Raw genomic sequence first — 13,861 nt, forward strand, 5'->3', positions numbered from 1 at the left:
TTCGCTTGTCGACAGGTGGTACCACCATCGTCAACGATCACGAGCCAGGATGCATTCCTGACCGCGGAATCCGTCGGAACTGACCGGTGAGTCAGTTGCGGACACGGAGAATGGCCGGAAATGCATCCGACGTTATCGGTCCGGACCATTGACCGCGGCCCGTCATCCCGGGACTCTGAATCCCGCCGTCGAACGCGTCGATGAACTCGGTGCACGCATGTGAACAGCCGACGCCACTGGCGCCTGTCTGCGCATCTGAGACCCCCCACCCTCAGGAAAGCAGGTACGTGCACATGAATGAGACCCTGCCCGAGGCCCGCCAGATGGAACGGATCGTTCAGGAGACATCGGATGAAAACGTCTGGCAAAGCCCCGGCTACACCGTTGTGGAAACCGCACTCGAAGTGACCGCCTACGCCCTCGGCGACCGCTGACCCGAGGCACGGCGAACCGCACCATGACCGCGACACCCGTACGCGCCGACGGCACCCCGCCCCCGTGGCCGGCCGCCGAGTTCACCCGGCGGCTGTGCGCCGTCACCGCCGAGCGCTACCACGACCGCCACCCCTTCAACCTGCGGATGCACCGCGGCGAACTCACCCCCGGTGAACTGCGCCGCTGGATCGCCAACCGCTTCCACTACCAACGGCACATCCCCGTCAAGGACGCCCTTGTCCTCGCCAAGCTCGACCGTCCCGCGCTCCGCCGCGCCTGGCTGCGCCGCATCCGCGACCACGACGGCACGGCCGAGGGCGAGGGCGGCATCGAACGCTGGCTGCGGCTCGGCGAGGCGGCCGGCCTCACCCGGGACGAACTGTGGGACACCACCCGGGTGCTGCCCGGGGTGCGCCACGCGGTCGAGCGGTACGTCTCCTTCTGCCGCCGGCGTCCCGCGCTGGAGGCCGTCGCCGCATCCCTGACGGAGCTGTCCGCACCCGACCTGATGCGCATCCGCATCGCCGCCTTCGAACGCCACTACCCGTGGATCGACCCGGCCGGCCTCGCCTACTTCCGCACCCGCGTCGGCCAGGGCGCCCGCGACGGTGAGGAGGCCCTCGCCCTCGTCCACGCCTGGGCCCGCACCCGTGAGCAGCAGGAACGGGCCGTGGCCGCACTGGTCTTCAAGTGCGAGGTGCTGTGGGCGCTGCTGGACTGTGTCGACGAGGGCGACAGCGGCGCCGGGGGCGGGCCATGACCTGGCGTCCCGTCCTGTCCCGGGGCGTGCTGCTGCGCCACGACCGGGTGCGCGGCACCGATCTCCTGCTGCTGCCCGAACGCGTGGTCGTGCTGCACGGCCGGGCGGGCGGCGTGCTGCGGCTGTGCGACGGCAGCCGGGAGGTGCGCGAGATCGTCGCCGAACTGCGCGCGGGATACCCGGGGGCACCGGTCGCCGCCGAAGTCCCCTACTTTCTCGCGGCGTTGCGGAAGGAAGGCTGGCTGACATGACCCCGGATCCCCCGTGGGCCCTGCTCGCGGAACTCACCCATGGCTGCCCGCTGCGCTGCGGGTACTGCTCCAACCCGGTCGAACTGGTCGGTCGGTCAGAAGAGCTGACCGCGGAGCAGTGGGCCGGAGTGTTCCGGCAGGCGGCCGCGCTGGGCGTCGTACAGACCCATCTGTCGGGCGGTGAACCGCTGTTGCGGCGGGATCTGCCGGACATTGTCGCCGCCGCCGACACCGCCGGCCTGTACACCCAGCTCGTCACCAGCGGGCTCGGACTGGGTGAGCGGCGGCTGGCCGCACTCGTGGACGGCGGACTGCGCAGCGTCCAGCTCTCCGTCCAGCACGCGGACCCGGTGGCCTCCGAACGCATCGCGGGCGCCCGCTCGTTCGCGGCCAAGGAGCGGGCCGCCCGGCTGATCCGGGCGGCGGGAGTCCCCTTCGGGCTCAACGTCGTCCTGCACCGCGGCAACCTCGACGCCCTCGACGACCTGATCGCCCTCGGCGTGGCCTGGGGCGCGGACCGGATCGAGCTCGCCAACACCCAGTTCCACGGCTGGGCGCTGCGCAACCGGACCGTCCTGCTGCCGACCCCCGAGCAGACCCGGCGGGCCCACGACACGGTGACCGGCTGGCGTCAACGGCTCCGTGACGGGCCGGAGTTGGTGTGGGTCGCGCCGGACCTGGTGGATGCCACGGCAAAGCCCTGCATGGGCGGCTGGGGCAGGGTCTCGCTCACCGTCGCCCCCGACGGCACGACTCTGCCCTGCCCCGCCGCGGCCGCCCTCCCGGGCCTCGACCCGCCGAACGTGAAGGACCGCCCGCTGGACTGGATCTGGCGGCGGTCGAAGGCCTTCAACGCGTTCCGCGGCGAGTCCTGGATGCCGGATCCCTGCCGCGACTGCGCCCTGCGCACCACCGACCACGGCGGCTGCCGCTGCCAGGCGTACGCGCTCACCGGCGACGCCGCCCGCACCGACCCCGCCTGCCGGCACGCCCCCGACCACCACCTCGTACGCGACCTAGTGCGTCTCGCGGACACCGGACGAGACCTCGCGTACGCCTATCGCGAAGGAGGAACATGAGACGCCGACGTCTGCGGGCGGTGCTGGCGGCACTCGCGCTGACCACGGGTGGCCTGGCCGCACTGCCCGCCGCCGTCCCCCCGGCCGCCGCCGCCCCCGCCCCGCACCGGCCCGCGGCCGCCACCGACTGGTCCACGGCCGTGGTCGACTCCACCATGGCCCGCTACACACCGGCCGGCATCGGCGGCTGGTCGTACCCGGTGGGCCTCTACCTCTACGGCCAGTACCTCACCTACCGGCGCACCCACGACGCGCGCTACCTCACCTACATCAAGAGCTATGTCGACCGCTTCGTGAAGAGCGACGGCTCCATCGGCCAGTCCTTCGACAACCTGGACAGCATGCAGGCCGGCCGGCTCCTGGTGATCCTGCACCACGAGACGGGCCAGGACCGCTACCGCAAGGCGGCCAAGAAGATCCGCGACCGTCTGACGACCTACCCGCGCACCACCGACGGCGGCTTCTGGCACGCCGACAACAGCAGCCGCGCCCATCAACTCTGGGCCGACGGCGTCTACATGGTGAACCCGTTCCTCGTCGAGTACGGCAGGGAGTTCGGCGACAGCGCGTACACGAACGACGAGGCGGCCAGGCAACTCGCCGTCTACGGCGGCCATCTCCAGGTGGCGAACGGACTGCTCAAGCACGCCTACGACGAGTCGAGGACCGCGAGCTGGGCCGACCCGCACACCGGGCTCGCGCCCGAGCACTGGTGCCGGGCGATCGGCTGGTACTCGATGGCGATCGTCAATGTGCTCGACGCGATCCCGGCCGGCCATCCGCGAAGGCCCCAGCTCCTCGACATCCTGCGGCGGCTCGCGGCCGGTCTTGAGAAGTACCAGGACCCGGCGACCGGACGCTGGTTCCAGGTCGTCGACAAGGGCGGACGCGCCGACAACTGGACCGAGACGTCCTGCTCCAGCATGTTCACCTACGCGCTGTCCCGAGGTGCCCAACAGGGCTATCTGGACCGGCACTTCGCGGCCGTAGCCCGGCGCGGCTACGAGGGCGTGCTGGCGAAGGTGTCGATCGGCACGGACGGCCGCACCAACCTCGCCGACATCTCCATCGGCACGAACGTCGGCGACTACGCGTACTACATCGCCCGCACCCGGGCCACGAACGACTTCCACGGCCTCGGGGCCTTTCTGATCATGAACGAGCAGCTGCGAGGAGATTAGTGTCATGAGCACATCCAGAAGGGCGGTGCTCGGTGCCGCACTCGGCGGCGCCGCGGGAGCCGCGGTCGGCCTGCCCGCCCCACCCGCCTCGGCCGCGTCCTGGCAGCTGAAGTGGGCGCCCTCGGCGAGCCGCGACGGCCTCGGCGCCTTCGAGACCGTCGAGGACGACCGTGCGAATTCCCACCCGGCCGGGCGGCCGCACATCCACCCCACCGGCGACAACTGGCGCTTCACCATGCACAAGGTCGACCGCGACACCTCGACCGACCGCCAGCGCCAGGAGGTCACCGGCCTGCGCACGAGCGACAGCGGCTATCTGAAGTGGACCCAGGGCCAGACCTGGCGGATCACCTACTCGATGTACATCCCGAGCTCGCTGAAGGCGACCACCACCTTCACCCACATCATGCAGATGAAGCAGCCCGGCAACGGCACCTTGCCGATCGTCGTGCAGTCCCTGCGCCGGGATGGGGGCACCTCCCTGCTCGAGCGAAGCCGAGAGCTTGGGGGAGGCGTACAGACCATCGAGCTGAAACTGGCCATCGACGACATTCTCGTCGGCCGCACCGACCTCGCGCCGCTGCACGACAAGTGGACCGACGTCGACTTCCAGATCAAGGTCGGCAACGGCTCGGCCGGTTCGGTCCGCTGGATCCTCAAGAGCGGTTCCACGACCGTCGTCGACAAGGCCAGGACCGGCGTCGACACCTTCCTCGCCGACCGCGTCCGCCCGAAGTGGGGCATCTACCGCTCCCTGGGCGACACCTCTGGCTCCTTGCAGGACACCTACCTGCTCCTCACCAATCTCCGCGGCTACCAACTCGTCTGAGGGGCCCGTCATATGCCTTCCACCACCCCCCACCGAAGAGGTGCGGCGGTGATCGTGCTGTCCGTCCTCGCCGTCGTCCTCGGCCTCGCCCACCCCGCGGCCCTCGCCGTCCCCCAGCCGCCCCCGCGCGCGGCCGCCGTCTTCGACGTGCGCGACTACGGCGCCAAGGGCGACGGATCCGCCAATGACACCCCCGCCGTCAACAAGGCCATCACCGCAGCCAATTCGGCCGGCGGCGGCACCGTCCGCTTCCCGGCCGGCACCTACAAGTCCAAGAACACCATCCACATGAAAAGCAATGTGACGCTCCAGGTCGACACGGGCGCCACGATCCAGGGCTCCTCCGAGGACACCTACGACCCGCCCGAGTCCAACCCGTACGACAAGTACCAGGACTACGGGCACAGCCACTTCCACAACGCGATGATCTACGGCGACCGGCTCACCAACATCGGCTTCGTCGGCGGCGGGGTCATCGACGGGGCCGGCAACCTGATCACCGGCAACCCCGGGTCCGGCGAGGCCGACAAGATCATCTCGCTGACGAGGTGCGACGGGCTGCGCCTAGGCGACGGTCTCACCCTGCGCCGGGGCGGCCACTTCGCGGCTCTCGTCAACGGGTGCAAGAACGTCACCTCGGACCGCCTCACCATCGACACCGCGAGCGACCGCGACGGCTGGAACATCATCTCCACCACCGATGTCACGGTCACCCGCGCGGACATCAAGGCCAATGACGACGCCCTGGTCTTCAAGAGCGACTACGCCCTCGGCGCCAAGCTGCCCAACGGCCATGTGCGGGTGAGCGATTCCCATCTGTCGGCCCGGTGCTGCAACGCCCTGATGTTCGGCTCCGAGACCTGCGGTGACTTCTCCGACTACCAGTTCGAGAAGATTCGTATCGAGGGCGCCGACAAGTCCGGCCTCGGCATGGTGTCCATGGACGGTGCGAAGATCTCCGACGTCCACTACCGCGACATCACCATGACCGGCGTCCACTCGCCCATCATGGAGAAGATCGGCACACGCAAGCGGTGCGGCAACAGTCCCGGCGTCGGCTCGATCAGCAACGTGACGTACGACAACATCACGGCCACCGGCAACAGTCCCTCCTTCAGCCCGACCCTGTGGGGCGAGAACGGCCACCGGATCAACGGCATCTCGTTCAGGCACGTCGACATCACCGTGCCCGGCGGCAACGGCACCATGTCCACGGGCGTGCCGGTCAACGACCCGAAGGACTACAACCCCAAGGCCATCGGCACCCGTCCGGCCTACGGCTGGTACCTGCACAACGCGGACGACGTCAGCTTCACCGACAGCTCCGTGAAGTTCGCCGCGAACGACGGCCGGCCCGCGGTCATCGCCAACGCGGCGAGCAACATCCGCTTGACCCGCTTCACCGCCCAGCGCGGGAGCGACTCCCCGCACGACACCGGCTTCCAGAGCGTCAGCGGCTACTGCCTGACGGACAGTCACAACACCTCCGGCGGCGCGCTGCGGATCTCGGCCACCGGGTCCACCGAGAACTGCGGTGCCCCGGCCAGGCCCCTGGACCTCGACAACCCGCGCCAGGACTTCCTGCGCAACTCCGTCGGCGGTCTCTTCCTGCACTGGGGCCTGCGCACCGCCCCCGCCCACACCAGTTGCAGCGCCTGGGAGAACGACGTCACCAGCGGCGGCTGGACACCGGACTACTGGGTGAACGAGGCCCGCAAGCTGCATACGCAGTACCTCGTCCTGGCCACCTTCCACAGCCGGCTGGGCTACGCCCGCCCCTGGCCGTCCAGGATCCCGGGCTCCTGCTCCACCAGGCGGGACTTCCTCGGCGAGCTGATCACCGCCGCCAAGGCCAAGGGCATGAAGGTCATCCTCTATATGACCGACGACCCCCAGTGGCACGACGAGGGCGGCCACGAATGGCTCGACTCGGCCGCCTACTCCGCCTACAAGGGCAAGAACGTCGACCTGACCACCCGGGACGGCTTCGGGCAGTTCAGCTACGACAACTTCTTCGAGGTCATGGACCGCTATCCCGACCTCGGCGGCTTCTGGATCGACAACGACAACGCGTACTGGGAGAGCCACAACCTCTACGCGCAGATCTATCAGAAGCGCCCGAACTACACGCTCAGCAACAACAACGAAGACACGCCGATCATGGACATGATCAGCAATGAGCAGAAGACGGGGATGACGCCCGCCTACGACTACCCGCAGGCCCTCTACACGGCTCAACCACGCCTGACCGAGGCCGACTTCAAGCTGCCCTCGGCCGGCGCCTGGTGGTATGACGGCTCCGACCCGACGGTCGACCGCAGGCTCACCCTCGGCCGGCTCGTCACCAACGCCGGTTCCTCGGTGAAGGCGCTGATGGCCGAGACCGCCCAGGTCAACGGCAGGTTCCCGGCGAACCAGGCCGCCTTCAACACCTTCGCGAACAGCTATCTCGACCCCATCTGGGAGTCCCTGCACGGCACCGAGGGCGGCGGCTATCTGTACGGCGGGCTCAAACCCGGCTTCTGGAACGACGGCGCGCACGGTGTGACCACGATCAGCAGGACGGACCAGAACCGCCAGTACATCCATGTCCTGACCCCGCCCAGCACCGGCACCCTGCGCATCCGGGACAACGGATACCGCATTGCCTCCGTCACCGACCTCCGTACCGGAGCGGCCGTTTCGTGGTCACAGTCCGGCGGCGTGCTCACGCTCACCGGCCTTGGCAACTGGGACCCGTACGACACCGTCTTCAAGGTCACCACGGACGGGCGCCAGGGCATCCTCACGGGCGTCAAGGTCTCCGCGAGCGCCTCGGCGAGCGGCCACACCGGCTCCGCCGCCGGTGACGGCGACTACCTCACCTACTGGGACAACGACAAGACCCTGCCCGTGACCCTCACCTTCGACCTCGGTGCGGCGAAGAAGGTGCAGTACCTCGGCCTCAACCAGCGGGAGGACTCGGTCGCCTACGCCCGCTCCGCCACCGAGCAGTCCGCCCGCATCAAGGACTACAAGGTCTTCCTGAGCGACGACGGCTCGACCTGGGGGAGCGCGGTGAAGACCGGGCAACTCCCCAGCCGGCGCGGCATCCAGGGCATCGACCTCACCGCCGCGAACGCCCGCTACGTACGCCTGGAGGTGGACTCCACCTGGGCCGCCTCGACCGACACCGCCCGCTACAAGCGGCTGCGGATCGACGAGGCGTGGATCGGCACCGCGTACGCGACCCCGGCGGCCTTCACCACCAAGTCGGACAACGGCCAGTCCCTCCGACCCGCCATGGGCTGGAGCAGCTGGAGCTTCGTGCGCCGTTGGCCCACCGAGGCGAAGCTGAAGGCACAGGCCGATGCGCTGGTGGCGAGCGGGCTCAAGGACCATGGGTTCGTCCAGGTCAACCTCGACGACTTCTGGCAGAAGTGCGACTCCAACGGGTTCGTCGTCGACTCCTACGGCCGCTGGGCCGTGGACCCCGCCAAGTTCCCGTCCGGGATCAAGGCGCTCGCGGATTACGTCCACTCCAAGGGGCTGAAGTTCGGCTTCTACGTCACCCCGGGCATCGCCAAGAACGCGGTCACCGCGAATACGCCGATCGAAGGGACTCCGTATCACGCGAAGGACATCGCGGACACTTCGAAGACGGAGAAGAACTACAACTGCAAGAACATGTACTACATCGACTACTCCAAGCCGGGCGCGCAGGACTTCATCAACTCCTGGGCACGGCAGTTCGCTTCGTGGGGGGTCGACTATCTGAAGATCGACGGTGTGGGCAGCCAGGACGTCCCGGACATCCAGGCCTGGGACAAGGCCCTGCGCGCCACCGGGCGGCCCATCACCTTCGCCCTCTCCAACAATCTGCCGATCGCGAACGCCGCCACCTGGCGGAAGCTGGCCAACAGCTGGCGCACCCAGGGCGATGTGGAGTGCTACTGCGGGCCCGGCGCGAACGGCAGCGGCTACCCGCTCACCGACTGGTCGCACGTCTCCGGCCGTTTCACCTCGGCCGCCGACTGGCAGCCGTACGCGGGTCCGGGCGGCTGGAACGATCTGGACTCCCTGGAGATCGGCAACGGCGACCAGGTGGGGCTCACCGCCGACCAGCGGCGCTCGCACCTCACCCTGTGGGCGATGGCGGGCGCGCCCCTGCTGCTCGGCACCGACCTCACCCACCTCGACTCCGTCGACAAGGCGATGCTCACCAACGACCGGCTCATCGGCGTCGACCAGGACGGCGTCGCCGCGAAACGGCTTGTGAACAGTGGTGTCAAGCAGGTCTGGAGCAAACGCGAGAACAGCGGTGACTACGTGGTGGCGCTGTTCAACACCGGGACCTCGGGCCGCGCCACGGTCAGTGTGAACTGGTCCCAGGTCGGCTTCACCGGCTCCGGTGATGTCACCGACCTCTGGTCCGGCTCCCACAAGGGTGTGATCGCCGACTCCTACAGCGCGACCCTGCGCCCGGGCGAGACCCGGCTGATCCGCGTCGAACCCGTCGTCTCCACGCGGTCGGCGGCCGCTTCTCCGGGCTTCGCCGTCGCCCCCTACGAGTACCTCGGCTGGGGCAACCCGCCCAGCCCCACCTCGGTCATGTCGGCGACCGGCGTGAAGTGGTTCACGCTGGCGTTCGTCCTCTCCGACGGCACCTGCAACCCCAAGTGGGACGGCTCGCGCCCGCTGACCGGCGGCAACGACCAGTCGAAGATCAACGCGATCAGAGCGGCAGGCGGCGATGTGATCGTCTCCGTCGGAGGCTGGAGCGGCGCCAAGCTCGGTGAGAAGTGCTCCAGCGCCTCCGCGCTCGCCGGCGCGTACCAGAAGGTCATCAACGCCTACAGGCTGAAGGCCCTCGACATCGACATCGAGAACACCGAGTGGGCGAACGCCACCGTGCGGCAACGCGTCGTCGACGCGCTGAAGAAGGTCAAGGCCGACAACCCCGGCCTGAAGACCGTCATCACCTTCGGCACGACCACCGGCGGCCCCGACTCCACCGGTGTCGACATGATCGAGCGGGCGGCCGCCTCCGGGCTCGCGAACGACGTCTGGTGCATCATGCCGTTCGACTTCGGCGGCGGCACCACCGACATGGGCACCCTGACCACCCGGGCCATGGAAGGCCTCAAGGCGCGGGTCAAGGCGGCGTACGGCTACGGCGACGCCACCGCCTACGCCCACATCGGGCTGTCGTCCATGAATGGGAAGACGGACGACTCCGGCGAGCGCGTCCGCGTCGCCGACTTCAAGACCATGCTCGCCTACGCCCAGCAGCACCACATCGGACGCCTCACCTACTGGTCCGTCAACCGCGACCGCGCCTGCGGCTCCGGCACCGACGGCGACTCCTGCAGCGGCGTGTCACAGCAGCCGTACGACTACCTGAAGGTCTTCGCCCAGTACCCGGGCTGAGGGGAACACCCATGAATCTCAAGAGAGTTCTGCCGTACGGCCTGACCGTGGCCCTCGCGTTGCCGCTGGCCGGGCTGAGCCAGGGCACCGCCCTCGCGGCCACCGACTACCAGGCCGAGGACGCCCTGATCTCGCAGGGCACCGTGGCCACCAACCACACCGGCTACACGGGCAGCGGCTTCGTCGACTACGCCAACGTCAAGGGCTCGTACGTGGAGTTCACGGTGAACGCGGCCGCCGCGGGCACCTCGTCGCTCACCCTGCGCTTCGCCAACGGAACGGCCACCGACCGGCCCATGGACATCTCCGTGGGCGGCACGGTGGTCGCGTCCGGCGTCTCCTTCCCGGCCACCGCCGACTGGAACACCTGGACGACCAGGAGCGTCAACATCCCCCTTGCGGCGGGCACCAACAAGATCCGCGCGACCGCGACCACCGCCAACGGCGGGCCCAACCTCGACCGCGTCAGCCTCGCCGCCGCGGCCGACGGCCAGGCCCCCACCCGCCCCGGCCAGCCCGGTTGCTCCGACATCGGCGAGAGCGGCCTCACCCTCGGCTGGGGCGCGTCCACGGACAACGTGGGCGTGGCGGCGTACGACATCTACGAACACGGCAACAAGATCAGTGAGGCGCCCGGGAGCGCGACCAGCAAGGCGCTGACCGGGCTCACCCCGAACACCACCTACAACCTCACCGTCATCGCCCGCGACGCGGCGGGCAACACCTCACCGGCCAGTCCCGTCGTCGACTGCACGACCAAGCCCAGCTCCGACACCTCACCGCCGACCGCGCCCGGCACCCTGTCCACGGCCAACGTGACGGCGAACTCGGTCGACCTCGGCTGGGGCGCGTCGAGCGACGACCGCGGGGTCACCGCGTACGACATCCGCAGCGGATCCACCGTCTACAAGACGGTCACCTCCGGCACGTCGACCACGCTCACCGGCCTCGCCTGCAACAGCCCGTACTCCCTGAACGTCGTCGCCCGCGACGCGGCCGGCAATGTCTCCCCGCCCGGCAACACGGTCACCTTCACCACCAAGGCCTGTGCCACCGACGGCGGGGTGCCCTCCTCCATCGCCACGTTCTCCACCGGCTGGACCATCCCCTGGGGCACCTACTGGCTGCCCGACGGCCAGTCCGCCCTGGTCACCGAGCGGGACGACTTCCGTGTCCGGAAGCTGGCCAAGGACGGCACGAAGACCCAGGTCGGCACGGTTCCCAACGCCGTCACCACCAATGGTGAGGGCGGTCTGCTCGGGGTCGCGGTCGACCCCCGGTGGGAGAGCAACCACTACGTCTACTTCATGCACACGGCATCCGAGGGCAACCGCGTCGTCCGCATGACGTACAACGGCAGCTCGCTGAGCAACTACACGGTCCTGCTCCAGGGCATCAAGAAGAACCGCTACCACAACGGCGGCCGCCTCGCCTTCGGCCCCGACGGGTATCTGTACGTCTCCACAGGCGAGGCCCAGACACCGGACCTGGCCCAGGACAAGAACTCCCTGAACGGCAAGATCCTGCGCATGACGACGGACGGCAAGCCGGCCCCCGGCAACCCGTTCGGCAACTACGTCTACAGCTACGGCCACCGCAATCCTCAGGGCCTCGCCTTCGACCGCAACGGGCGGCTGTGGGAGGCGGAGTTCGGAAACAGCTCCAAGGACGAGCTGAACCTGATCAAGCCGGGCGCCAACTACGGCTGGCCCACCTGCGAGGGCAGCTGCAGCGTCGCCGGCATGACCAACCCCAAGGCCACCTGGAACGTCTCGGAGGCATCCCCGAGCGGCATCGCCATCGTCCGCAACGTGATCTACATGGCGTCCCTGCGCGGCGAACGGCTGTGGCGCATCCCGATCAACGGCGACAACGAGAGCGTCGGCACGCCGACCGCGTACTACGTCGGCACCTACGGCCGGCTGCGCACGGTCACCAAGGTCCCGGGCTCCGACCAGCTGTGGCTGTCGACCACCAACTGCGACAACAACGGAGGTGCGGCGGACGGATCCGACAAGATCTTCCGCGTGACCATCAGTTGACGGTGCGTCAGGCCCGGTAGAGGGCCTCCACCTCGTTGGCGTAGGCGTTCTCGATCGCCTTGCGCTTCAGCTTCAACGACGGGGTGAGCAGGCCGTGTTCCTCGGTGAACGGCTGGGCCAGGATACGGAAGGTACGGATCGACTCGGCCTGTGAGACGAGGGTGTTGGCGGCGACCACCGCGCGCCGCACCTCCGTCTCCAGGTCGGCGTCGCGCACCAGCTCGGGCGCGCTCAGCTGCGGCTTGCCGCGCATCTGCAGCCAGTGCTCGACGGCCTCGGTGTCCAGCGTGACCAGGGCGGCGATGTACGGGCGGTCGTTGCCGACCACGATGCACTGGTTGACCAGCGGATGGTCGCGGACCCGCTCCTCCAGCACACCGGGCGACACACTCTTGCCGCCGGAGGTCACCAGGATCTCCTTCTTGCGGCCGGTGATGGTGAGATAGCCGTCCTCGTCCAGGGAGCCCAGGTCGCCGGTGGCCAGCCAGCCGTCGTGCAGCGTCGCGTCGGTGGCCTTCTGGTTGTTGAGGTAGCCCTGGAAGACATGGCCGCCGTGCAGCCAGATCTCCCCGTCGTCCGCGATGTGCACCGTCGTCCCCGGTATGGCCTGCCCGACCGTGCCGTAGCGGGTGCGCTCGGGAGGGTTGGCGGTGGCGGCCGCGGTCGACTCGGTGAGGCCGTAGCCCTCGTAGATCTGCACCCCCGCACCCGCGAAGAACAGACCGAGGCGGCGGTCCATCGCCGAACCGCCGGACATCGCGTTGCGGATACGGCCGCCCATCGCCGCGCGCACCTTGGAGTAGACCAGCTTGTCGAAGAGCTGGTGCTGCATGCGCAGACCCGCCGAGGGGCCGGGTCCGGTGCCCCAGGCCTTGGCCTCCACCGCCTCCGCGTACTTCACCGCGATCTCGACGGCCTTCTCGAACGGCCCGGCCTTGCCCTCCTTCTCGGCCTTGCGGCGGGACGCGTTGAACACCTTCTCGAAGATGTACGGCACCGCGAGGATGAAGGTCGGCCTGAAGGCCGCCAGGTCGGGCAGCAGCGCGGCGGCGTTCAGCTGCGGCTGGTGCCCGAAGCGGACGCCGCCGCGGATCGCGGCCACCTCGACCATCCGGCCGAAGACATGCGCCAGCGGCAGGAACAGCAGCGTCGACGCCTCGTCGCCCTTCTTGGAGTGGAACACCGGCTCCCAGCGGCCGATCATCGTGTCCGCCTCGAACATGAAGTTGCCGTGCGACAGGACACAGCCCTTGGGACGGCCCGTGGTGCCCGAGGTGTAGATGATCGTGGCGATGGAGTCCGGGGTCACCGCCCGCCGGTGCCGGTGCACCGTCTCGTCGTCGAGGTGCGCACCGGCGTCGTACAGCTCCTGCAGCGCGCCCGAGTCCAGCTGCCACAGCTGGCGCAGCTGGGGGAGCCGGTCGATGACGGTGGCGATCGTCATCGCGTGGTCCTCGTGCTCCACGATCGCGGCCGTGCACTCGGCGTCGTACAGCATCCAGAAGCACTGCTCGGCGGAGGAGGTGGGGTAGACCGGCACCACCTGGGCGCCGATGGTCCACAGGGCGAAGTCGAAGAGGGTCCACTCGTAGCGGGTGCGGGACATGATGGCGACCCGGTCGCCGAACCGGATGCCGCGGGCGAGCAGCCCCTTGGCGAGGGTGAGGACCTCGTCCCGGAACTCGGCCGAGGTCACGTCACGCCACTGTCCGAGCTCGTCCTTGCGGCCCAGGGCGACGTGCAGCGGGTCTTCCAGGGCATGCTCGAAGACGGCGTCGGCCAGACCGCCCACCGGCGGCGGCGACGCCAACGGAGGGTTGGTGAACTCGTGCAAACCCCGCTCCCCGCTCCTCGCTCCTCAGTGGCGCTCCGCGT

The 13,861-nt window shown here is 69.0% G+C and carries 9 protein-coding genes; 8 read left to right on the top strand and 1 reads right to left on the bottom strand.

All coding sequences use genetic code 11. The features are described 5' to 3' along the window. Window positions 1-293 precede the first annotated feature (293 nt). The 8 genes from AB0I54_RS06365 to AB0I54_RS06400 are packed head-to-tail and all read left to right on the top strand — an operon-like array spanning window position 294 to window position 11,986. The gene (locus AB0I54_RS06365; protein ID WP_363294997.1) at window positions 294-434 is read left to right on the top strand and encodes a pyrroloquinoline quinone precursor peptide PqqA; all 141 of its coding nucleotides are present in this window, start codon (window positions 294-296) and stop codon (window positions 432-434) included. Between the two features lie 23 nt (window positions 435-457). Beyond that, window positions 458-1,195, top strand: coding sequence for a pyrroloquinoline-quinone synthase PqqC (pqqC, locus tag AB0I54_RS06370; RefSeq protein ID WP_363294742.1), 738 nt, complete (start codon window positions 458-460; stop codon window positions 1,193-1,195). After that, the gene (pqqD, locus tag AB0I54_RS06375; RefSeq protein WP_363294743.1) at window positions 1,192-1,446 is read left to right on the top strand and encodes a pyrroloquinoline quinone biosynthesis peptide chaperone PqqD; all 255 of its coding nucleotides are present in this window, start codon (window positions 1,192-1,194) and stop codon (window positions 1,444-1,446) included. Before pqqC ends, pqqD begins: the two co-directional genes overlap by 4 nt. Then, the gene (gene pqqE, locus AB0I54_RS06380; RefSeq protein ID WP_363294744.1) at window positions 1,443-2,525 is read left to right on the top strand and encodes a pyrroloquinoline quinone biosynthesis protein PqqE; all 1,083 of its coding nucleotides are present in this window, start codon (window positions 1,443-1,445) and stop codon (window positions 2,523-2,525) included. The genes pqqD and pqqE overlap by 4 nt, the downstream gene beginning before the upstream one ends. After that, window positions 2,522-3,706 carry a glycoside hydrolase family 88 protein gene (locus tag AB0I54_RS06385; RefSeq protein ID WP_363294746.1) on the top strand — a complete coding sequence of 395 codons (1,185 nt, stop codon included), beginning with the start codon at window positions 2,522-2,524 and terminating at the stop codon, window positions 3,704-3,706. The genes pqqE and AB0I54_RS06385 overlap by 4 nt, the downstream gene beginning before the upstream one ends. Before the next feature lie 4 nt (window positions 3,707-3,710). Further along, window positions 3,711-4,535 carry a heparin lyase I family protein gene (locus AB0I54_RS06390; RefSeq protein ID WP_363294747.1) on the top strand — a complete coding sequence of 275 codons (825 nt, stop codon included), beginning with the start codon at window positions 3,711-3,713 and terminating at the stop codon, window positions 4,533-4,535. Window positions 4,536-4,547: 12 nt separating this feature from the next. Next, entirely contained in the window at window positions 4,548-9,944 is a 5,397-nt protein-coding gene (locus tag AB0I54_RS06395) for a glycosyl hydrolase family 28 protein (RefSeq protein WP_363294748.1), read from the top strand. Between the two features lie 11 nt (window positions 9,945-9,955). Next, window positions 9,956-11,986, top strand: a complete 2,031-nt coding sequence (locus AB0I54_RS06400) for a PQQ-dependent sugar dehydrogenase (protein WP_363294750.1) — start codon at window positions 9,956-9,958, stop codon at window positions 11,984-11,986. Between the two features lie 7 nt (window positions 11,987-11,993). Here AB0I54_RS06400 and AB0I54_RS06405 read toward each other — a convergent pair whose 3' ends face one another. Next, window positions 11,994-13,820: a long-chain fatty acid--CoA ligase gene (locus AB0I54_RS06405; protein ID WP_363294751.1), complete on the bottom strand. Its 1,827-nt coding sequence runs from the start codon at window positions 13,818-13,820 to the stop codon at window positions 11,994-11,996. Window positions 13,821-13,861: the final 41 nt, after the last annotated feature.

The sequence above is a fragment of the Streptomyces sp. NPDC050625 genome (genome assembly GCF_040654755.1).
Lineage (GTDB): Bacteria > Actinomycetota > Actinomycetes > Streptomycetales > Streptomycetaceae > Streptomyces.

Bases quoted from the DNA above. Each gene is read 5' to 3' on its own strand.
- AB0I54_RS06390 (WP_363294747.1), top strand. From the start codon at position 3,711: ATGAGCACATCCAGAAGGGCGGTGCTCGGTGCCGCACTCGGCGGCGCC.
- pqqD (WP_363294743.1), top strand. From the start codon at position 1,192: ATGACCTGGCGTCCCGTCCTGTCCCGGGGCGTGCTGCTGCGCCACGAC.
- pqqE (WP_363294744.1), top strand. From the start codon at position 1,443: ATGACCCCGGATCCCCCGTGGGCCCTGCTCGCGGAACTCACCCATGGC.
- AB0I54_RS06365 (WP_363294997.1), top strand. From the start codon at position 294: ATGAATGAGACCCTGCCCGAGGCCCGCCAGATGGAACGGATCGTTCAG.
- AB0I54_RS06385 (WP_363294746.1), top strand. From the start codon at position 2,522: ATGAGACGCCGACGTCTGCGGGCGGTGCTGGCGGCACTCGCGCTGACC.
- AB0I54_RS06400 (WP_363294750.1), top strand. From the start codon at position 9,956: ATGAATCTCAAGAGAGTTCTGCCGTACGGCCTGACCGTGGCCCTCGCG.
- AB0I54_RS06395 (WP_363294748.1), top strand. From the start codon at position 4,548: ATGCCTTCCACCACCCCCCACCGAAGAGGTGCGGCGGTGATCGTGCTG.
- pqqC (WP_363294742.1), top strand. From the start codon at position 458: ATGACCGCGACACCCGTACGCGCCGACGGCACCCCGCCCCCGTGGCCG.